The sequence below is a fragment of the Azotobacter salinestris genome (assembly GCF_009363155.1).
GTDB classification, from domain to species: Bacteria; Pseudomonadota; Gammaproteobacteria; order Pseudomonadales; family Pseudomonadaceae; genus Azotobacter; species Azotobacter salinestris.
This window is the reverse complement of record NZ_CP045302.1, coordinates 457,459-477,520: the sequence shown is the minus strand read 5'-3', so window position 1 is coordinate 477,520 and position 20,062 is coordinate 457,459. Positions and strand designations below refer to the sequence as shown.

The window sequence follows — 20,062 nt, the reverse complement described above, 5'->3', positions numbered from 1 at the left end:
TTCCTGGGTCCTTAAGGCAGCAGGCCTTTCACGTTGATCGGCTCGGCTTCGTTCTGCGCGGTGCCTTTCGGCTTGCCGGCGATCGCCATGCCCGCCACGCGGTAGAAGTTGTAGTCCGGATACTTGCCGGGGCCGGAGATCAGCAGGTCTTCCTTCTCGTAGACCAGCTCCTGGCGCTTGTACTCGGACATCTCGAAGTCCGGCGTCAGCTGGATCGCGGTGGTCGGACAGGCCTCCTCGCAGAGGCCGCAGAAGATGCAGCGCGAGAAATTGATGCGGAAGAATTCCGGATACCAGCGGCCATCTTCCTTTTCGGCTTTTTGCAGGGAGATGCAGCCGACCGGACAGGCCACCGCGCAGAGGTTGCAGGCTACACAGCGTTCCTCGCCATCGGGGTCGCGGGTCAGGACGATGCGGCCGCGATAGCGCGGGGGCAGATAGACGGGCTCTTCCGGGTACTGCAGGGTGTCGCGCTTGCGGAAGGCATGGGAGAACACCATCGCCAGGGTGCGCAGCTGGGTGAAGGTGCCGTACAGCACTTCTCCGATGTATTTGAACATGGCGTGTCTTCTCCTTACTGGGCTGCCAGCACGAGCGCGCCGGTCACCAGCAGGTTGAGGAGGGTCAGGGGCAGGCAGAACTTCCAGCCGAAGGCCATCACTTGGTCATAGCGCGGGCGCGGCAGGGAGGCGCGCAGCAGGATGAACAGCATGATGAAGAAGGCGGTCTTCAGGGCGAACCAGAGGAAGGACAGCTGCGGCAGGATGCCGAACGGACCGTGCCAGCCGCCGAAGAACAGGGTCACCAGCAACGCCGAGATCAGCACGATGCCGATGTACTCGCCGACGAAGAACATGCCCCACTTCATCCCCGCATATTCGATGTGGTAGCCGTCGGCCAGTTCCTGTTCGGCCTCCGGCTGGTCGAAGGGGTGGCGGTGGGTCACCGCGACGCCGGCGATGAAGAAGGTGCAGAAGCCGAGAAATTGCGGAATGATGAACCAGAGGTGCTGCGCCTGGTATTCGACGATGTCGCGCATGTTGAAGGAGCCGGCCTGGGCGACCACGCCCATCAGTGCCAGGCCCATGAACACCTCGTAGGAGAGGGTCTGGGCCGAGGCGCGCAGGCTGCCGAGCAGGGCGAACTTGTTGTTGCTCGACCAGCCGGCGAAGAGCACCGCATAGACCGCGAGGCCCGCCATGCCGAAGAAGAACAGCAGACCGATGTTGAGATCGGCTACGCCCCAGGTCGGGGTCAGCGGCACCACGGCGAAGGCGATCAGCAGGGCGCTCATGGCGACGATCGGCGCCAGGGTGAAGATCAGCCGGTCGGCGAACGGCGGCGTCCAGTCCTCCTTGAAGAACATCTTCAGCATGTCCGCGCCGAGCTGGAACATGCCGAACGGGCCGACCCGGTTGGGACCGTAGCGGTCCTGCCAGAGGCCGAGCATGCGGCGTTCGACGAAGCTGAGCAGGGCGCCGCAGACCACCACGACCAGCAGGATGACGATGGCCTTGAGGATGGCGATGACGATCTCGACGAGTTCGGGAGTGATCCAGCTCATTGCGCAGCCTCCTGCAGGTCGCTGGCCAGGCGGCCGAAAAGCGTGGCGGGAATGCCCGGCAGGCCGGCGGGCAAGGCCACCAGACCGATCCCCAGGTTTTCGTCCAGGCGCAGCGGCAGGCGCAGCTCCACGCCCTCGACGCGCAGGCCGAGCAGGGCGCCTTCGTTGACCCCGAGGCGTTCGGCCTCGGCCTTGGCCAGGGCGACGTAGGGCTGCGGGATGCGTTCCTGGATGGGCGCGGCGAGCGCGCTGGTCTCCTCGCTGCCGAACAGGTGATGGAAGGGCACCACTTGCCAGCGGCCCCGCGGCGGATTGAACGCCGCCGGCGGCTCGCCAAACCAGGTCAGGCGATCGCCCTGCGCCTCGATCAGGCGGATGCCCGGATCGCCGGCGCGCAGGTGGCCGCCCACCTCGTCCTGGAACTTGTTCCAGGCCTGCGGCGAGTTCCAGCCCGGCGACCAGGCGAAGGGAATCTGCTGGCGATCTTCTGTGCTGCCGGAATAGCCCTCCATGGAGAAGGCGAAGGCACTGTCCTGATCCTGCGATGCGCGTGGCTCGTGCACGCTGATGTTGGCGCGCATGGCGGTGCGGCCGCTGTAGCGATGCGGTTCGCGGGCCAGCTTCAGGCCCTTGATGCGGAACGCGGCATTCGGCGCGGCGTTGCGGATGCCGGCCAGCTGCGGATGGGCATCGGCACAGGCCGCGGTGACTTGGTCGAGCTGGGTCCAGTCGACAGTGCGGCCCTGCAGAGCGCTGTGCAGGGCATGCAGCCAGCGCCAGCCCTCGCGCACCAGGTTGTCGGCGTCGTAGTAGCTCGGCTCGAAAACCTGGAAGAAGCGCTGGGCACGGCCTTCCTGGCTGACCAGGGTACCATCGGCCTCGGCGAAGCTGGCCACCGGCAGCCGCAGGTTGGCCCGGGCTGCGGTGGCGGTCTGCTGGTGATCGGCGACGATCACCGCCTTCGCGGCTGCCAGGGCGGCATCCACCCGGGCCGGATCGGCACGGCGATACAGGTCGTTTTCCAGGATCACCACGGCATCGGCCTCGCCGCCGGCGAGGCGCTCCAGGGCGGTGTCCAGCGAGTGGCCGCCGAGCAGGGCCAGGCCCAGGCTGTTGGCTTCCGGCGCGACCAGGCTGATGCCGGCGTTCTTCTGCCGCTTGTGCAGGGCCTTGGCGATGTTCGCCGCGGCTTCGAGGATGGCCCGGGAGCCCAGGGAGGTGCCGGAAACCAGCAGCGGGCGCCTGGCGGCCAGCAGGGCATCGGCGATGCGCCGGGCCAGTTCGGCGGCCTCGGGATCAAGGCCTTCGACCGCCGGGGCCTCGGCGTCGATGGCATGGGCCACGGCAAAGCCCAGGCGGGCCAGGTCGTCCGGCGCGGCATGCACGCATTCGGCCGCCACGTCGTCCAGCCGGGTGGCGGCCAGACTGGCGATGAACAGCGGGCTCAGCGCGCGCTGGGCGATGTTCTTCACCGCCGCATCCAGCCAGGGCTGGACCTTCATGTTGGCGGCCATCTCCCCGGCCTTGCCCTTGACCGACTGGCGCAGGGCCAGAGCGATGCGCGCGGCGGTCTGGGTCAGGTCCTCGCCGAGCACGAACACCGCGTCGTGATCCTCGATTTCGCGCAGCGAGGGGGTCGGCAGCGGGCCTTCCTGCAGGATCTGCAGGGCCAGTTGCAGGCGTTCCAGTTCGCCCGCCTCGATGCCGCTGGAGAAGTTCTCGGGGCCGACCAGCTCGCGCAGGGCGAAGTTGCTTTCCAGGCTGGCGCGCGGGGAGCCGATGCCGATCACGCGACGATCCCTGAGCAGGGCGACGGAGTGGTCGAGGGCGGCGTCGATGCCGAGCTTCTTGTCGCTGCCCAGGAGCGGCTGACGCGGGCGATCGGTGCGGTTGACGTAACCGTAGCCGAAGCGGCCGCGGTCGCAGAGGAAGTGGTGGTTCACCGAGCCGTTGTAGCGGTTCTCGATGCGCCGCAGTTCGCCGTAGCGCTCGCCGGGGCTGATGTTGCAGCCGACCGAGCAGCCGTGGCAGATGCTGGGGGCGAACTGCATGTCCCACTTGCGGTTGTAACGCTCGGAGTGGGTCTTGTCGGTGAACACCCCGGTCGGGCAGATCTCGGTGAGGTTGCCGGAAAACTCGCTCTCCAGCACGCCGTCCGCGACCCGGCCGAAGTAGAGATTGTCGTGGGCGCCGTAGACGCCCAGGTCGGTGCCGCCGGCATAGTCCTTGTAGTAGCGCACGCAGCGATAGCAGGCGATGCAGCGGTTCATCTCGTGGGCGATGAACGGGCCGAGCTCCTGGTTCTGGTGGGTGCGCTTGGTGAAGCGGTAGCGGCGCATGTTGTGGCCGGTCATCACCGTCATGTCCTGCAGGTGGCAGTGACCGCCTTCCTCGCAGACCGGACAGTCGTGCGGGTGGTTGGTCATCAGCCACTCGACGACGCTCGCGCGAAACTGCTTCGCTTCCTCGTCGTCGATGGAGATCCAGGTGTTGTCGGTGGCGGGGGTCATGCAGGACATGACGAGACGGCCGCGTTTGTCGTTCTCGTCGTTGTACTGCTTGACCGCGCACTGTCGGCAGGCACCGACGCTGCCGAGCGCCGGGTGCCAGCAGAAGTAGGGAATGTCGAGTCCGAGGGACAGGCAGGCCTGGAGCAGGTTGTCCGCGCCATCGACTTCGAACGTCTTGCCGTCTACGTGGATAGTGGCCATGGTTCAGTTTTCTTCAATACCCGCCGGAGCGGGTGTGGCTAATGGAATCCGGTCAGTGGCGCTGCATGAGGCAGCGACCGACGCAGGTCGGGGCGGACGCTGGAGCCCGGCGGGCCATGGATCGGACCCCGGCTCCGTTCGACCTGCGTTTCGAACAAACTCAAACCTGTGAGGCGGCGACGCTCTGGCGTGTTTCCATGGGGTTTCCCCGCACGCCGGCCTCGAACTCCTCGCGGAAGTACTTGAGGGCGCTGCCCAGCGGCTCGACGGCGCCTGGCGCATGGGCGCAGAAGGTCTTGCCCGGGCCGAGGAAGTTGACCAGCTGCGCCAGGGTTTCCAGGTCGCCGGGCTGGCCTTCGCCTCGCTCCAGGGCGCGCAGCAGCTTGACGCTCCACGGCAGGCCGTCGCGGCACGGGGTGCACCAGCCGCAGGATTCGCGGGCGAAGAACTCCTCCAGGTTGCACAGCAGCGAGACCATGTTGATGCTGTCGTCCACCGCCAGGGCCAGGCCGGTGCCCATGCGGGTGCCGACCTTGCCGATGCCGCCGGCGTACATCTGGGCGTCCAGGTGCTCGGGGAGGAGGAAGCCGGTACCGGCACCGCCCGGTTGCCAGCACTTGAGCCGGTAGCCGTCGCGCATGCCGCCGGCATAGTCCTCGAACAGTTCGCGGGCGGTGATGCCGAAGGGCAGTTCCCAGAGACCGGGGTTCTTCACCTTGCCGGAGAAGCCCATCAGCTTGGTGCCCATGTCCTCGCTGCCGGGGCGGGCCAGGGACTTGTACCAGTCGACGCCGTTGCCGACGATTGCCGGCACGTTGCTCAGGGTTTCGACGTTGTTCACGCAGGTCGGCTTGCCCCAGACGCCGACGGCGGCGGGGAAGGGCGGCTTGGAGCGCGGGTTGGCGCGGCGTCCTTCGAGGGAGTTGATCAGCGCGGTTTCCTCGCCGCAGATGTAGCGGCCGGCACCGGTGTGCACGAACAGCTCGAAGTCGAAGCCGCTGCCGAGGATGTTCTTGCCGAGCAGGCCGGCGGCCTTGGCTTCGGCGATGGCGCGGTTGAGGATGCGGGCCGCATCGACGTACTCGCCGCGCAGGAAGATATATCCGCGATAGGCCTTCAGCGCCCGGGCGCTGATCAGCATGCCTTCGATCAACTGGTGCGGCAGCTGCTCCATGAGCAGGCGGTCCTTCCAGGTGTTCGGCTCCATCTCGTCCGCGTTGCACAGCAGATAACGGATGTTGATGGATTCGTCGGCGGGCATCAGGCCCCACTTGATGCCGGTGGAGAAGCCCGCGCCGCCCCGGCCCTTGAGGCCGGAGTCCTTCACGGTGGCGACGATGTCGGCCGGCGACATCTCGGCGAGCGCCTTGCGGGCCGCGGTATAGCCGTTCTTCTGCCGGTACTCGTCGAGCCAGACCGGCTCGGCGTCGTCGCGCAGGCGCCAGGTCAGGGGATGGGTTTCCGCCGTGCGGGGAGTGCGGTTGGCGGGACCGATGGAGGTGAGAGTCATGGGTAGGCCTCCAGCAGTTGTTCTATGCCCTCGGGCGTCAGGTTGCCGAAGGTGTCGTCGTCGATCATCACGGCCGGGGCCTTGTCGCAGTTGCCCAGGCAGCACACCGGCAGCAGGGTGAACCGGCCGTCGCCGGTCGTCTGGCCGGGAGCGATGCCGAGTTTCCGGCGGATGGCGCCGAGCAGGTCCTCATGGCCGCCGATGTAGCAGGTCATGCTGTCGCACACGCGGATCACGTGGCGTCCCACCGGCACACGGAAGATCTGGCTATAGAAGGTGGCCACGCCTTCGACGTCGCTGGCCGGGATGCCGAGAATCTCGCCGATGGCCGGGATGGCGCCGTCCGGCACCCAGCCGCGCTCCTTCTGGACGATCTTCAGCGCCTCGATGGAGGCGGCGCGCGGGTCCTCGTAATGGTGCTTCTCGTGCTCGATGGCCGAGCGTTCGGTTTCGCTGAGGACGAAACGGTCGGTCTGGATAATTGAGTTCATGTCAGCGGTCCACGTCGGCCATAACGAAGTCGATGCTGCCCAGATAGGCGATCAGGTCGGCCACCATGCTGCCGCGGATCACCGAGGGAATCTGCTGCAGGTGGGCATAGCTCGGGGTGCGGATCCGCGTGCGGTAGCTCATGGTGCTGCCGTCGCTGGTCAGGTAGTAGCTGTTGATGCCCTTGGTTGCCTCGATCATCTGGAAGGACTCGTTGGCCGGCATCACCGGCCCCCAGGACACCTGCAGGAAGTGGGTGATCAGGGTCTCGATGTGCTGCAGCGTGCGCTCCTTCGGCGGCGGCGTGGTCAGCGGGTGATCGGCCTTGTAGGGGCCTTCCGGCATGTTCTTCAGGCACTGTTCGATGATCCGCAGGCTCTGGCGCATCTCGCCCAGCTTGACCATGCAGCGGTCGTAGGCGTCGCCGTTGTGCGCCAGAGGGACCTCGAACTCGAAGTTTTCGTAGCCGGAGTAGGGACGCGCCTTGCGCAGGTCGAAGTCCAGTCCGGTAGCCCGCAGGCCGGCTCCGGTGACGCCCCATTCCAGCGCCTGCCTGGTGTCGTACTGGGCCACGCCCATGGTGCGGCCGCGCAGGATGCTGTTCTGCAGCGCTGCCTTCTCGTACTCGTCGAGGCGCTTGGGCATCCACTCGATGAACTCCCTGACCAGAGCATCCCAGCCGCGCGGCAGGTCGTGGGCGACCCCGCCGATGCGGTACCAGGCCGGGTGCAGGCGGAAGCCGGTGATGGCCTCGACCACCTTGTAGGCGCGCTGGCGGTCGGTGAAGGTGAAGAATACCGGCGTCATGGCCCCGACGTCCTGGATGTAGGTGCCGAGATAGAGCAGGTGGTTCAGGATGCGGAAGAACTCCGCCATCATGACGCGAATCACGTCGACCCGCTGCGGCACCTGGATGCCGGCCAGCTTTTCGACGGCCAGCACATAGGGCAGGTTGTTCATCACCCCGCCGAGGTAGTCGATGCGGTCGGTGTAGGGGATGAAGCTGTGCCAGCTCTGCCGCTCGGCCATCTTCTCGGCGCCGCGGTGGTGATAGCCGATCTCCGGCACGCAGTCGACGATTTCCTCGCCGTCCAGTTGCAGGATGATGCGAAAGGCACCGTGGGCGGAGGGGTGGTTGGGGCCGAGGTTGAGGAACATGAAGTCCTCGTGCTCGCTGCCGCGCTTCATGCCCCATTCCTCGGGTTTGAAGCGCAGCGCTTCCTGCTCCAGATCCTGCTTGGCTGCCGACAGGCTGTAGGGATCGAATTCGGTGGCGCGGGCCGGGTAGTCCTTGCGCAGCGGATGGCCTTCCCAGGTCGGCGGCATCAGGATGCGGGTCAGGTGCGGGTGGCCGTCGATGCGGATCCCGTACATGTCCCAGATCTCGCGCTCGTACCAGTTGGCGTTCGGCCAGATGGCGGTGGCGCTGGGCAGTCTGAGGTCGCCTTCCTTCAGGGCGACCTTGATCATCACGTCGCTGTTTCGTTCGATCGACAGCAGGTGATAGAAGACGCTGAAATCGGCCTCCGGCAGACCGCGGCGCTGGGTGCGCAGTCGCTCGTCGACGCCATGCAGGTCATAGAGCATGACGTAGGGGCGGGGCAGGTTGCGCAGAAAGCGCAGGACTTCGATGAGGTTTTCCCGTGCCACCCAGAGCACGGGCATGCCCGTGCGGGTGCTTTGTACGGTGAAGGTTTCGGCACCAAAACGGGAGTTGAGTTCGGCGACCACATCTTGGTCGTCGGCCTTGTACGGCGGAATGGACAGAACGCTGTCTGCAGTCATGGTCTCGGTCGCTTTCGGTCAACGGACAGAATGAGCCAGGGCCTGCCGCGCGGAGGGGCGCGGAAAGGCCGGCTCAGACTTCGTCGGGGCTGCGCAGGTTGGTGACCTGGATACGCTGTTCGCGGCGCAGTTCCCGTTGCGAGGGCATCTCGGCACGATAGATGCCCTGGTCGCCGACGACCCAGGACAGAGGCCGGCGCTCCTGGCCGATGGATTCCTGCAGCAGCATCAGCCCCTGCAGGAAGGCTTCGGGGCGCGGGGGACAGCCGGGAATGTAGACGTCTACGGGGAGGAACTTGTCGACACCCTGAACCACCGAGTAGATGTCGTACATGCCGCCGGAGTTGGCACAGGAACCCATGGAAATCACCCACTTCGGCTCGAGCATCTGCTCGTAGAGGCGCTGGATGATCGGCGCCATCTTGATGAAGCAGGTTCCGGCGATGACCATGAAGTCGGCCTGTCGCGGTGAGGCGCGAATGACTTCGGCACCGAAGCGAGCGATGTCGTGGGGGGCGGTGAAGGCGGTGGTCATCTCCACATAGCAGCAGGAGAGACCGAAGTTGTAGGGCCACAGGGAGTTCTTGCGGCCCCAGTTGACCGCACCGCTCAGCACGTCTTCCAGCTTGCCCATGAAAATGCTGCGGTGGACCTGGCCCTCGGTCGGGTCGTTTACGGTTTCCCGCTCGCCGATCGGATATTGCTCGTAGGAGGCATCCGGATCGATCCTGGTGAGTTTGTATTGCATTGCCAAAGCCTCATTGTTTCAGCTTCGCCTGCCGATTGCGGCGGCCTTCCGGGGCCCAGTCGAGGGCACCGATCCGCCAGAGATAGACAAGACCCGCCAACAGAATTGCTATGAAAATCGTTGCTTCGATGAGGCCGGCCCAGCCGCTTTCGCGAACCGATACCGCCCATGCGAAGAGAAATAGGGCTTCGACGTCGAAGATCACGAAGAGCATCGCGACCAGATAGAATTTTGCCGAGAAGCGCAGACGTGCGCCGCCGGTGGGCACGATGCCGGATTCGAAGGGTTCGTTCTTGCTGCGTCCGACCGCTCTGCTGCCGAGCAGGCGGGAAACGCCGAGCATGAAGGCACACAGGCCTGCGACGCCTAACAGGAAAACTGCAAATCCCCAGTTGTGAGAGAGCGTGGCAACGGCTTCAGGCATGCCGGGACTCCTTGATCAAGGCACGGCTTAAAGGATGAATGGCTGCGTCAAAATGTAGCAGCTGCTGTGGGCGGCCACTCTATGCTCGGGCAGCCCCGAAAATATTGTTCCAAATCAATTTTTTGTTACAAAAAGACACGCTGCGCACTTTCCTTGGCGTGACGCCAGTCACGGCGCGAGGAAGGTTTTAAGGCCTGTATTATTGGCTTGCTATCTATCTATGTGATTGAAAGATCCGGGCGCACCTCACCGCGTAAAAATGTTTTTCAAGAGAGCTGATGCCATTCATTTCACAATAGCGTATCTACCGAAAAAGCAAATTTCACAGCCGCAGGTCCGGACAGTTGGCCATGGCCGTGCTTGCCATGATTTCGAAACCGGCCTTTCGCTGGCGACATGAGGTGGGCCAAGAGAACATGACCGGCCAGGGCCGGTCATGCCGTTGTGGGGCCAGAGATCACAGTACCCGTCGCCAGCCGTCCCGGGTGATGACCACCGTCGCGGCGCGTGGCCGCTTGCCCGAGCCGTCCGGCCAGGTGCTGAGCAGCCGGTCTGGAGTCGAGCCTTCGCCGGGGTGCTGGATGTTGACGAACAGCGTGCGGAAATCCGGCGTGGCGGTGATGCCGGTGACCTCGCAACCGACGGGGCCAACCAGGAAACGCTTCAGCTCGCCGCTTTCCGGATCGGCGACCAGCATCTGGTTGTTACCGAAGGGCCCCGAACTCAGTTGACTGCCGCTCATGTCGGTCTGGATCCACAGACGTCCCTCGGGATCGAACCAGAGTCCGTCCGGACTGGCGTGGATGCTGTCTGCGTTGAGCGCTTCTCCGTCCGGTCCGTGGCTATCGCTCTGCGGACCGCCCAGGAGGAAGATATTCCAGGCGAAGCGGGTGCCGGCGTGCTCCTGGTTTTCTTCCTGCCAGCGGATGATGTGGCCGTAGACGTTGTTGGTCCGCGGGTTGGCCGCGTCGGCTTCGGTCCGGTTGGTGTTGTTGGTGAGGGTGAAGTAGACCTCGCCGGTCTCCGGATGCACGGCGCCCCATTCCGGGCGGTCCATCTTGGTCGCGCCCACGACATCGGCGGCCGTGCGGGTATTGATCAGGACGTCACCTTGATCGGCGAAGCTGACGCCCTTGGCGGCGCAGGCAGCCTGGAAGGCCGGGTCCTGGATATCCAGGGGCAGCCAGTCGCCGCTGCCGTCGGCGTTGAAGCGGGCCACATAGAGGGTGCCCTCGTCGAGCAGGCGGCTGTTGTCGGCATGACCCGGACGGAACTTGCCGTGGCTGACGTATTTGTAGATGTACTCGTTGCGCGAGTCGTCGCCCGAATAGCAGGCCACGGGCTTGCCGGGCCTGGCGGGAGCGAAGATCACCCCTTCGTGGGCGAAACGTCCGAGGGCAGTGTGCTTGACCGGCACGGACTTTGGATCGAAGGGATCGATCTCGACGATCCAGCCGAAGTGGTTGGGTTCGTTGCGATAGTCGCTGCTCGCATCCGCAGCCGTGCGGGTGGCATCGAAGCGCTGGAACTCATCGCCATCCAGGGTTTCCCAGGCATAGCGACTGCTGTTGTCCACGCCGTAGCGGCCCAATTCCCGGGGTTTTTCGCTGTCCTTGCTGGCGAAATAGCCTGCCCAGTTTTCCTCGCAGGTCAGGTAGGTGCCCCAGGGCGTGAAGCCATTGCCGCAATTGTTCTGGGTGCCGCGGGTAGCAGTGCCGTCCGGACTGTAACGGGTACGCAGCAGGGCATGGCCGCGCGCGGGTCCCTGGATCTCCATCGGGGTGGCGGCGGTAATGCGCCGGCCGAATTTCGAATTGCCGACCACTTCCCAGTCGCCATTGGGGGTACGGTGGATTTCCACCACCGAGACACCGTGGGCGTTGATTTCCTTGCGCACTTCTTCGGGCACTGTGCGCTTGCCGTCGACCAGGCTCGGGCCGTTGGGGTGCAGCAGCGGTGCATCGATGTATTCATGGTTGAGCACCAGCAAGCCGTGCTCGCTGTTGTGCCCCTTGCCGTTCTGCGCATCGATGGGGAAGTAATGCATGCCGTCGTGGTGCATGCCGGTCTGCTGGGCCTGCTCTTCTGCCGTGTTGCTGCCGTCGTCGCGATAGGCCGGATAGCTGCCACAGATCGGCGTGCCCCAGGGAATGAAGGCCTTGGCCCGGTAACCTTCGGGTACGGTAACGGTATCGGCGCGTGTCGCTGCCACCGCTGAGAAGGTCAGGCTACTGGGTTGCTTGAGCAGGCCTTGGGCCGCACCGGCATTGCATGCCCGCGGCACGCCCACGCCAAGAAAGGCCAGCATACCCATGGCCATGCCACCGGTAATCACATGGCGGCGGCTGATGCCCTGGATCAGGTCGCTGATATGTGGGTTGCCCGAGTGGTTGCTGGGTACTTCATCGCCATCACCGAACGGGGCGGCGTCTTTGTCGGTCCTCACGAGATAGCTCCGTCTATGGGGGGAGAACAGAGACAACCCTAAAGGGGGCGTACGACAGGAGAGTGACAGCGAGGGGGGAGGGCGAGCGGTACCTAATCGCCTTTTGGAAGCAAAAACATCCCCCGGCAGAGCCGGGGGATGTCGAGGGGGCACGCCAGGTGCGAACGGGTTCCGATCAGTGGAACTGGTTCATGGTGTTGTCTTTACCGCTTGCCTTCAGAGCAGCTTCGCCAGCGAAGTACTCTTTGTGGTTGTCGCCGATGTCGGAGCCAGCCATGTTCTGGTGCTTGACGCAGGCGATACCCTGACGCAGTTCCTGACGCTGAACGCCCTTCACGTAGGCCAGCATGCCTTCTTCGGCAAAGTAGCCCTTGGCCAGGTTGTCGGTGGACAGCGCGGCGGTGTGGTAAGTCGGCAGGGTGATCAGGTGGTGGAAGATGCCGGCGTGAGCGGAACCATCGCGCTGGAAGGTGCGGATCTTCTCGTCTGCAACCTTGGCCAGTTCGGTTTCGTCGTACTCGACGCTCATCAGCTTGGCGCGATCGTAGGCGGACACGTCCTTGCCTTCGGCAACCATGGCATCGAACACCTGCTGACGGAAGTTCAGGGTCCAGTTGAAGGACGGGCTGTTGTTGTACACCAGCTTGGCGTTCGGGACGACTTCGCGGATGCGGTCAACCATGCCCTTGATCTGGCCAACGTGCGGCTTCTCGGTTTCGATCCACAGCAGGTCGGCGCCGTTCTGCAGGGAGGTGATGCAGTCCAGAACGCAACGGTCTTCGCCAGTGCCAGCCTTGAACTGGAACAGGCCGGAAGCCAGGCGCTTCGGCTTGAGCAGCTTGCCGTTGGCCTTGACAACCACGTCGCCGTTGGCGATGTCGGCAGCGCTTTCGATGTAGTCGCCGTCCAGGAAGCTGTTGTACAGGTCGCCCAGGTCGCCCGGCTCGTTGGTCACGGCGATCTGCTTGGTCAGGCCAGCACCCAGGGAGTCGGTACGGGCAACGATCACGCCATCATCAACGCCCAGCTCAAGGAAGGCGTAGCGAACAGCGTTGATCTTGGCGAGGAAGTCAGAGTGCGGAACGGTCACTTTGCCGTCCTGGTGGCCACACTGCTTCTCGTCGGAAACCTGATTTTCGATCTGGATGCAGCAGGCACCGGCTTCGATCATCTGTTTGGCCAGCAGGTAGGTCGCTTCGGCGTTACCGAAACCGGCGTCGATGTCGGCAATGATCGGTACTACGTGGGTTTCGTAGTTGTCGATCTGAGCCTGGATCTCGGCTTCCTTGGCCTTGTCGCCAGCAGCGCGGGCAGCGTCCAGGGCGGTGAACAGCAGGTCCAGCTCACGGGCGTCAGCCTGACGCAGGAAGGTGTACAGCTCGCCGATCAGGCCGGAAACGGCAGTCTTCTCGTGCATGGACTGATCCGGCAGCGGGCCGAACTCGGAGCGCAGGGCAGCAACCATCCAGCCGGACAGATACAGGTAGCGCTTGTTGGTGGTCTTCAGGTGCTTCTTGATGGAGATCAGCTTCTGCTGACCGATGAAGCCGTGCCAGCAACCCAGGGACTGAGTGTAGACGGAGGAGTCGGCGTCGTACTCAGCCATGTCTTTGCGCATGATGGCTGCGGTGTACTTGGCGATGTCCAGACCGGTCTTGAAGCGGTTCTGGATACGCATGCGAGCGGCGTATTCCGGGTTGATGGCGCTCCAGGCGCTGCCGTACTTCTCTTTAAGGGCAGCAAGGGCCTTGATCTCGTTTTGATATGCAGACATGGTCGATCCTTCAAAGTTGGAAATGGTTGAGCGATTCCCACCTGAACCTGCATGTAGTCGATGATCGATACGGACAACACGCGGTAAAACGTCGAACCTTGTGGGCAGTACAGGCAAAGAGCTAGCTCGGCTGGTTGGCTGGAGCGGGCTCCGGAGACCCTTGCCAGGGCCCCTGGTTAGCGGGAGCGAGGCAATCATGCCTAGGGAGGCATTCGCCGTCAACGAATTTGTAGTGAAATTTTACGCACACTACACGAAGGTATGATGCGTGCTCCTCATTCCAGAACCTCGACCCGCAGGCGCAGGGATAGTTCTTCGCGGGTAGATGCGGAGTACTGGCGCAGTACGCCCTGGCGGTCGCTTCTGCGGCTTTCGCTGCTGGTACCGAGATCGATCCATTCGCCCAGGCGGCCGCTGACCTGGGTCTCCAGCTGCTGGACATCGATCACCCCGGGCCGGGAGGGATCCAACTGTTCATTGCTGCTGCTCAAGGTGATATGCACGATCTCGCCGGAGATCCTCGCGGTAACGTAGACCCCGCGGGTGACATCCCGATAGTAGGTCTCGCGGTATACCTGTCCGTAGGGACCGATCTGGGTGCTGCGCAGCGGCACGCTCTGGCCGCTCTGGATCAGTGCCGGGTAGCCTTCGGTGGCCTGAATCCGTTGCAGGGCATCGCCTTGCCTGTCAGTGCTGCGATTCAGGATGCGCATCCGGTTCTCGCCATGGATTTGGCCGCGGCCGGTCTGGATTTCCATGCTGTCGGCATCGATCGAACCGTCCACGGCGTAGCCGCGCTGCCCGCCGCTCCGCGCCTCGCTGCTGTCGATGGTGATCAGCAGACGTCTGGGAGGCGTGTCCAACTGCTCGAGCAGTGCGCGCAGCTCCTGCACCTGCGCCGCCGGGGCATTGACGATGAGCTGGTTGCCATGGGCATGGATCCGCCCGTCATCGCCGATCACCGAGCGCGCCATGGGCAGCATCTCGTCGGCCATCCGGTGATTCAGCTGGATGATTTCGGTGGTGGCCAGTGCACAGGGGGAGGAAAGCGTCAGCAACACGACGAGCAGTCTGCGGATCTTCATGGGGAACTCGGCAGGGAAACCAGTATGCCGACATTCTAGGGGGATGGGGCGGGGGGAGTCTGCAGGGGAGGAGCGCAGGTCACGTCCTGCATGCCCGCCGGGGAGGGGCGTGCAGGACGTTCGCAGGGCTCAGTCGGCCTGGCGCACCATCTCCACATGGGGGATGCCGGCATCGAGGTATTCATCGCTGACTATCACGAATCCCAGGCGTTCGTAGAAGCGTATGGCGTGTACCTGGGCGCTCAGGACCAGGTGGTGGAGGCCGCGGCTCCCGGCTTCGGCGATCGCCGCGTGCATCAATGCATTGCCGATCTTCAGGCCGCGCCAGTCCTTGAGCACTGCAACACGGCCGATATGTCCGTCTCTCAGCAGGCGTACCGTTCCCACGGCGAATTTTCCCGCGAAGGCGAGGAAGTGGACGGCCTCTTCATCCTCGCTATCCCATTCCAGCTCGGGGGGAACCGCTTGTTCGGCGATGAAAACGCTGTCGCGGATTCGCCGGATATCGTCATTGTCCTTCTGCCAATCGGCGATCCGCACCCGGATTTCAGTCATCGGCAAACTCCAGACTGCCTTGCACGAGCAGTTGCCAGAGGAGCTGACGGCCGTCCTCATCCGCTACCCAGGAAGCGAGGTTGTCTGCATGCAGGGCATCGGCGCTGCAGATCAGCTTGAGCAGTTCGCGCAGGCGACCGGGGAGCAGACGGCTCTGGCCACTGGCGAACAGCAGCAGGTCCTGGCCAACCTCTGACCAGGCCAGGCGGGCGCTCGGGTTGCGGATCAGCACGCCGCCTTCCTCCAGGCTGGCCAGGAAGTCCTGCTCCGGCATTTCCGCGCCAGCGACCAGTTCGGGATAGCGCGGTTCGGTCATGAACTGGCCGAACCAGGTGAGCAGCAGGCGCTCGTCGCCCATGTGTTCCTGGATCAGGTTCTTGAGGCGCTCCAGGGCGTCGCGCTGGATCTGGTGCGGGTCCTCGCAGGGGCGTATGTCCGGATCGCCGTAGCGCTCCTCGTCGGGCAGGAACTGGGCCAGGAAGTCGGTGAAATGGGTCAGCACTTCCGCTGCACTGGGGGCACGGAAGCCCACCGAATAGGTCATGCAATCATCGACCGCGGTACCGAAGTGGGCCAGGCGGGGCGGCAGATAAAGCATGTCGCCGGGTTCCAGCACCCACTCCTCGCCACTCTGGAATTCGGCGAGGATGCGCAGATCGGCATGCTTCAGCAACGGGCTGTTGCTGTCGCACATCTGGCCGGTCCGCCAACGCCGCTTGCCGTAACCCTGCAGCAGGAATACGTCGTAGTTGTCGTAATGTGGCCCTACGCCGCCTCCGGGAGCGGCATAGCTGATCATCACGTCGTCGATGCGCCAGCTGGGCAGAAAGCGGAAGTTTTCCAGCAGTTCGGCGACTTCGGGAACGAACTGGTCGACGGCCTGGACCAGCAGGGTCCAGTCGCGCTCGGGCAGGTTCTGGTAGGTTTCCTCGTCGAACGGGCCGCGACGCAGTTCCCAAGGATGGGTACCGTGCTCGATGATCAGGCGCGACTCGACTTCTTCCTCGAGCGACAGGCCGGCCAGTTCGTCCGGCGAGATGGGGCTTTCGAAACCGGGGATGGCCTGACGGATCAGCAGGGGCTTTTTCTGCCAGTAGTCGCGCAGGAACTCGCGTGCGCTGATGCCGCCCAAAAATTGAAGTGGAAGATCAGAAGTCATGACTAATCCCTTGCTCTACAAGGAGAGCTGAAAATAAAAACGCCCGGCACTGCCGGGCGTGGAGATGACGAGACGAAATCAGATGCGCTTGGCCTGGGCGATCGCATTGCCGATGTAGGCGGCAGGGGTCAGCTTGTGCAGCTCGGCCTTGGCGCTTGCGGGGATGTCCAGGGTGTCGATGAAGGTCTTGAGCGCTTCGGGGCTGATCCCCTTGCCGCGGGTCAGTTCCTTGAGCTTTTCGTAGGGGTTGGCGACACCATAGCGACGCATCACTGTCTGGATGGGCTCGGCCAGCACTTCCCAGCAGGCATCCAGATCTTCGGCAAGGCGCTGAGCGTTCAGCTCCAGCTTGCCGATGCCCTTGAGGGTGGCTTCGTAGGCGATCAGGCTGTGGGCCAGGCCGACGCCGAGGTTGCGCAGCACGGTGGAGTCGGTCAGGTCGCGCTGCCAGCGGGAGATCGGCAACTTGCTAGCCAGGTGCTGGAGCAGGGCGTTGGCAATGCCGAGGTTGCCCTCGGAGTTCTCGAAATCGATCGGATTGACCTTGTGCGGCATGGTCGAGGAGCCGATCTCGCCGGCCACGGTCTTCTGCTTGAAGTAGCCGAGGGAGATGTAGCCCCACACGTCGCGGTCGAAGTCGATCAGGATGGTGTTGAAGCGGGCGATGGCGTCGAACAGCTCGGCGATGTAGTCGTGCGGCTCGATCTGCGTGGTGTAGGGGTTCCAGCTCAGGCTGAGGTCGCCTTCGATGAATTCGCGGGCGTTGGCTTCCCAGTCGACATCCGGGTAGGCGGACAGGTGGGCGTTGTAGTTGCCCACGGCGCCGTTGATCTTGCCCAGCAGCGGCACGGCCGCGACCTGCGCGATCTGCCGCTCGAGACGATAGACCACGTTGGCCAGCTCCTTGCCCATGGTGGTCGGCGAGGCTGGTTGGCCGTGGGTACGCGACAGCATCGGCACGTCGGCGAACTGCACGGCGAGGGCACGGATGGCTTCGGTCAGCTGGCGCATCAGCGGCAGCAGCACACTGTCGCGACCTTCGCGCAGCATCAGGGCGTGGGACAGGTTGTTGATATCCTCGCTGGTGCAGGCGAAGTGGATGAATTCGCTTACCCCTGCCAGTTCCGGGAGCTTGGCAGCCTGCTCCTTGAGCAGGTATTCGACGGCCTTCACGTCGTGGTTGGTGGTACGCTCGATCTCCTTGATGCGTTGTGCATGCTCCAGCTGGAAGTCTTCGGCCAGCTGATTCAGCAAGGCGTTGGCTTCGGCGGAAAAGGGCGCGACTTCGGGAATGCCGCTGTGGGCGGCCAGGCGCTGCAGCCAACGGACCTCCACCATGACGCGGAAGCGGATGAGTCCGAATTCGCTGAAGATCGGGCGCAGGGCACTGGTTTTGCCGGCGTAGCGGCCATCGACGGGGGACACCGCGGTGAGCGAGGAGAGCTGCATGGGGGAGGTCTCGGACAGTCGGGCTACAAAAAGGGCTGCAATGATACACGAAGGCGAAGAGGCGACCGAACGCAATCTTCGGTCGTCCGGGCCCTCAGCTGCGTCGCATCAGCGGATAGAGGTCGTCAAGCAGTTTGCGGCGGCTGAACACCAACTGCCAGCGATGTCCGCCGAGCTGGCGCCACAGGCGTGCCGAACGGATGCCGGCGAGCAGAAGGGCACGGATCTTGGCGGCATTGCCGGAGTTCTGCAGGTGACGCATCTCACCGTGCACCTGGATGCGCTGACGGAAGGTGCTCAGTGTTTCTTCGTAAAGGGAGGCGAAGGCGGCGATCACGCTCTCGTGAGTTAAGCCCAAGTGTTGAACCTGCAGCTGGATCTGATCCAATCGCTGCCCCATGTGCTGCAGCATGTCGCTGTGCTTGTCCAACTGCCGTTCCAGGGTGACCAGCGCCAGCGAGTAGCGTAACGGTTCGCGTTGCAGGCTTTGCGGGTTGCGTTCGAGCGCACTGGCCAAGGCTCGGTAGCCATCGCGCAGGTTGAGGTCGTCGCCGCCGAAGACCTCGAGAGTGTCTCCGGGATTGCGAATCAGCAGACTGCCGAGCATGCAGGCGAGATTGGCCTCGCCGGCCAGCCCGGTCTTGGCGATCCTGTCGACCAGGTAGGCCGACTCGAACACGGCGCCGAGGGCGACCAGTTGTTCCTGTCTGGGTGTCATGGCTGCTTGTCCTCGCGGCTCCAGGGCTCGGCCCACTCGATGACGCCGCCTCCCAGGCAGATCTCGCCATCGTAGAGCACCACCGATTGACCGGGAGTCACGGCGCGCTGGGGCTCGTCGAACAGGACACGGAAGCCGCCGGCGGTCTTTTCCAGAGTGCAGGTCTGGTCGCTCTGTCGATAACGAACCTTGGCGGTCAGGGGGCGCGGGAGCGGAAAGTCGAGCGGATTCACCCAGAACATCTCCGAAGCGTGCAGAGCCCGGGAGAACAGCCAGGGGTGCTGATTGCTCTGGCCGACGATCAATACATTGCGAGTCAGATCCTTGGCCAGCACATACCAGGGGTCATCGGCAGCATCCTTCATCCCGCCGATGCCGAGCCCCTGGCGCTGGCCAATGGTGTGATACATCAAGCCATGGTGCTGGCCGATAACCTTGCCGTCGGTGGTCTCGATGGGGCCTGGCTGGGCAGGCAGGTACTGCTTGAGAAAATCACTGAAGCGACGCTCGCCGATGAAGCAGATCCCGGTGGAGTCCTTTTTCCTGGCCGTGGCCAGTCCATGCAGCTCGGCGATGGCGCGCACAGCCGGCTTTTCCAGCTCCCCGATCGGAAACAAGGATTTGGCCAGTTGCTCGCCACCCACGGCATGCAGGAAATAGCTCTGGTCCTTGTTGGGATCCAGCCCCTTGAGCAGTTCGGTTCTGCTCTCGGTATCGCGCCGCCGCACGTAGTGCCCTGTTGCTATCATGTCGGCACCAAGCGACAGTGCGTAATCGAGGAAGGCCCTGAACTTGATTTCGCGGTTGCACAGGATGTCCGGGTTCGGCGTGCGCCCGGCCTGGTACTCGGCGAGAAAGTGCTCGAATACGTTGTCCCAGTACTCGGCAGCGAAGTTGGCGGTATGCAGCCTGATGCCGATTTTGTCGCAGACGGCCTGTGCGTCCGCAAGGTCCTCCTTGGCCGTGCAATATTCGGTGCCGTCGTCTTCCTCCCAGTTCTTCATGAACAGGCCTTCCACCTGATATCCCTGTTGCAGGAGCAGGAGGGCGGAAACGGAAGAGTCCACGCCGCCGGACATGCCGACGATCACGCGGGTATGGGCGGGGTCATGCATAGGAAGAGTCGGGTCCTGAAAAGGGAGGATTCTATCAGGGTCGTGGGTCTGGCTGCGAAGATGCGAACCGTTCAGCGAATAAGGCTCAGCGGGAAGCGCTCTCCGCTCAGGTAGTCGTCAATGCAGCGCAGCACGAGTGGGCTGCGCCAGCATTCCCGGTGCGCAAGCAACTGCTCGCGACTCAGCCAGCGGGGGCCAATAATGCCCTCGTCGAGTTCATAGCCGGCGACTGGCTGCAGGGGGCGCGCAGCGAAGCAGACGCGCTGATAGGTCACGCCGTTGGGAGCGCTGTAGAGGTAGATACCGATCACCGCCGTGAGTTCTACCTGCCAGCCGGTTTCCTCCAGGGTCTCACGCAGGGCGGCCTCGGTCAGACTCTCGTCGGGTTCGAGGTGTCCGGCGGGTTGATTGAGGACAGGGCGCCCGTCCTGCAGTTCCTCTACCAGAAGGAAGAGGCCGTTGTCTTCCACGATAGTAGCGACGGTGACGTGTGCCTGCCAATCCATAAATGGGTCCGGATGCTTGCTGAT

Annotated in this window: 17 protein-coding genes; all 17 read right to left on the bottom strand. The window is 63.8% G+C overall.

Annotated elements, in window-relative coordinates:
- Positions 1 to 11: 11 nt before the first annotated feature.
- Positions 12 to 560, bottom strand: coding sequence for an NADH-quinone oxidoreductase subunit NuoI (nuoI, locus tag GCU53_RS02305; protein ID WP_152386184.1), 549 nt, complete (start codon positions 558 to 560; stop codon positions 12 to 14).
- A 14-nt stretch (positions 561 to 574) separates the two neighbouring features.
- Positions 575 to 1,564, bottom strand: a complete 990-nt coding sequence (gene nuoH, locus GCU53_RS02300) for an NADH-quinone oxidoreductase subunit NuoH (protein ID WP_152386183.1) — start codon at positions 1,562 to 1,564, stop codon at positions 575 to 577.
- Positions 1,561 to 4,275 (bottom strand): NADH-quinone oxidoreductase subunit NuoG, encoded by a 2,715-nt coding sequence (gene nuoG / locus GCU53_RS02295; protein WP_152386182.1) that lies wholly within the window; start codon positions 4,273 to 4,275, stop codon positions 1,561 to 1,563. The genes nuoH and nuoG overlap by 4 nt, the downstream gene beginning before the upstream one ends.
- A gap of 160 nt (positions 4,276 to 4,435) precedes the next feature.
- A complete protein-coding gene (gene nuoF, locus GCU53_RS02290; protein WP_152386181.1) occupies positions 4,436 to 5,785 on the bottom strand; it encodes an NADH-quinone oxidoreductase subunit NuoF in 1,350 nt (449 codons plus the stop codon).
- Positions 5,782 to 6,276, bottom strand: coding sequence for an NADH-quinone oxidoreductase subunit NuoE (nuoE, locus tag GCU53_RS02285; protein ID WP_152386180.1), 495 nt, complete (start codon positions 6,274 to 6,276; stop codon positions 5,782 to 5,784). Before nuoE ends, nuoF begins: the two co-directional genes overlap by 4 nt.
- Before the next feature lies 1 nt (position 6,277).
- The gene (gene nuoC, locus GCU53_RS02280; protein WP_152386179.1) at positions 6,278 to 8,059 is read right to left on the bottom strand and encodes an NADH-quinone oxidoreductase subunit C/D; all 1,782 of its coding nucleotides are present in this window, start codon (positions 8,057 to 8,059) and stop codon (positions 6,278 to 6,280) included.
- 73 nt (positions 8,060 to 8,132) lie between these two features.
- Positions 8,133 to 8,807 (bottom strand): NuoB/complex I 20 kDa subunit family protein, encoded by a 675-nt coding sequence (locus GCU53_RS02275; RefSeq protein WP_152386178.1) that lies wholly within the window; start codon positions 8,805 to 8,807, stop codon positions 8,133 to 8,135.
- 10 nt (positions 8,808 to 8,817) lie between these two features.
- Entirely contained in the window at positions 8,818 to 9,231 is a 414-nt protein-coding gene (locus GCU53_RS02270) for an NADH-quinone oxidoreductase subunit A (RefSeq protein ID WP_152386177.1), read from the bottom strand.
- Between the two features lie 457 nt (positions 9,232 to 9,688).
- Positions 9,689 to 11,677 (bottom strand): PhoX family protein, encoded by a 1,989-nt coding sequence (locus tag GCU53_RS02265; RefSeq protein WP_152386176.1) that lies wholly within the window; start codon positions 11,675 to 11,677, stop codon positions 9,689 to 9,691.
- Positions 11,678 to 11,852: 175 nt separating this feature from the next.
- Complete coding sequence (locus GCU53_RS02260) at positions 11,853 to 13,451, bottom strand: isocitrate lyase (RefSeq protein WP_152386175.1); 1,599 nt, start codon at positions 13,449 to 13,451, stop codon at positions 11,853 to 11,855.
- A 275-nt stretch (positions 13,452 to 13,726) separates the two neighbouring features.
- Positions 13,727 to 14,536: a secretin N-terminal domain-containing protein gene (locus tag GCU53_RS02255; RefSeq protein WP_152386174.1), complete on the bottom strand. Its 810-nt coding sequence runs from the start codon at positions 14,534 to 14,536 to the stop codon at positions 13,727 to 13,729.
- Positions 14,537 to 14,665: 129 nt separating this feature from the next.
- Positions 14,666 to 15,091, bottom strand: coding sequence for a GNAT family N-acetyltransferase (locus GCU53_RS02250; protein WP_152386173.1), 426 nt, complete (start codon positions 15,089 to 15,091; stop codon positions 14,666 to 14,668).
- Positions 15,084 to 16,250 carry a ribosomal protein uL16 3-hydroxylase gene (locus GCU53_RS02245; RefSeq protein ID WP_152386172.1) on the bottom strand — a complete coding sequence of 389 codons (1,167 nt, stop codon included), beginning with the start codon at positions 16,248 to 16,250 and terminating at the stop codon, positions 15,084 to 15,086. The genes GCU53_RS02250 and GCU53_RS02245 overlap by 8 nt, the downstream gene beginning before the upstream one ends.
- 78 nt (positions 16,251 to 16,328) lie before the next feature.
- Complete coding sequence (gene purB, locus GCU53_RS02240; RefSeq protein WP_152386171.1) at positions 16,329 to 17,699, bottom strand: adenylosuccinate lyase; 1,371 nt, start codon at positions 17,697 to 17,699, stop codon at positions 16,329 to 16,331.
- A gap of 94 nt (positions 17,700 to 17,793) precedes the next feature.
- Complete coding sequence (hflD, locus tag GCU53_RS02235) at positions 17,794 to 18,417, bottom strand: high frequency lysogenization protein HflD (RefSeq protein WP_152386170.1); 624 nt, start codon at positions 18,415 to 18,417, stop codon at positions 17,794 to 17,796.
- Positions 18,414 to 19,532: a tRNA 2-thiouridine(34) synthase MnmA gene (gene mnmA, locus GCU53_RS02230; protein WP_152386169.1), complete on the bottom strand. Its 1,119-nt coding sequence runs from the start codon at positions 19,530 to 19,532 to the stop codon at positions 18,414 to 18,416. The genes hflD and mnmA overlap by 4 nt, the downstream gene beginning before the upstream one ends.
- Before the next feature lie 71 nt (positions 19,533 to 19,603).
- Positions 19,604 to 20,038: an NUDIX hydrolase gene (locus GCU53_RS02225; protein WP_152386168.1), complete on the bottom strand. Its 435-nt coding sequence runs from the start codon at positions 20,036 to 20,038 to the stop codon at positions 19,604 to 19,606.
- Positions 20,039 to 20,062 lie beyond the last annotated feature (24 nt).

Excerpts from the sequence above, each read along its gene's own strand:
- GCU53_RS02260 (WP_152386175.1), bottom strand. The coding sequence starts at position 13,451 with ATGTCTGCATATCAAAACGAGATCAAGGCCCTTGCTGCCCTTAAAGAG.
- mnmA (WP_152386169.1), bottom strand. The coding sequence starts at position 19,532 with ATGCATGACCCCGCCCATACCCGCGTGATCGTCGGCATGTCCGGCGGC.
- hflD (WP_152386170.1), bottom strand. The coding sequence starts at position 18,417 with ATGACACCCAGACAGGAACAACTGGTCGCCCTCGGCGCCGTGTTCGAG.
- GCU53_RS02275 (WP_152386178.1), bottom strand. The coding sequence starts at position 8,807 with ATGCAATACAAACTCACCAGGATCGATCCGGATGCCTCCTACGAGCAA.
- nuoC (WP_152386179.1), bottom strand. The coding sequence starts at position 8,059 with ATGACTGCAGACAGCGTTCTGTCCATTCCGCCGTACAAGGCCGACGAC.
- GCU53_RS02270 (WP_152386177.1), bottom strand. The coding sequence starts at position 9,231 with ATGCCTGAAGCCGTTGCCACGCTCTCTCACAACTGGGGATTTGCAGTT.
- GCU53_RS02225 (WP_152386168.1), bottom strand. The coding sequence starts at position 20,038 with ATGGATTGGCAGGCACACGTCACCGTCGCTACTATCGTGGAAGACAAC.
- nuoH (WP_152386183.1), bottom strand. The coding sequence starts at position 1,564 with ATGAGCTGGATCACTCCCGAACTCGTCGAGATCGTCATCGCCATCCTC.
- nuoG (WP_152386182.1), bottom strand. The coding sequence starts at position 4,275 with ATGGCCACTATCCACGTAGACGGCAAGACGTTCGAAGTCGATGGCGCG.
- GCU53_RS02250 (WP_152386173.1), bottom strand. The coding sequence starts at position 15,091 with ATGACTGAAATCCGGGTGCGGATCGCCGATTGGCAGAAGGACAATGAC.
- nuoF (WP_152386181.1), bottom strand. The coding sequence starts at position 5,785 with ATGACTCTCACCTCCATCGGTCCCGCCAACCGCACTCCCCGCACGGCG.
- nuoI (WP_152386184.1), bottom strand. The coding sequence starts at position 560 with ATGTTCAAATACATCGGAGAAGTGCTGTACGGCACCTTCACCCAGCTG.
- purB (WP_152386171.1), bottom strand. The coding sequence starts at position 17,699 with ATGCAGCTCTCCTCGCTCACCGCGGTGTCCCCCGTCGATGGCCGCTAC.
- GCU53_RS02255 (WP_152386174.1), bottom strand. The coding sequence starts at position 14,536 with ATGAAGATCCGCAGACTGCTCGTCGTGTTGCTGACGCTTTCCTCCCCC.
- GCU53_RS02245 (WP_152386172.1), bottom strand. The coding sequence starts at position 16,250 with ATGACTTCTGATCTTCCACTTCAATTTTTGGGCGGCATCAGCGCACGC.
- nuoE (WP_152386180.1), bottom strand. The coding sequence starts at position 6,276 with ATGAACTCAATTATCCAGACCGACCGTTTCGTCCTCAGCGAAACCGAA.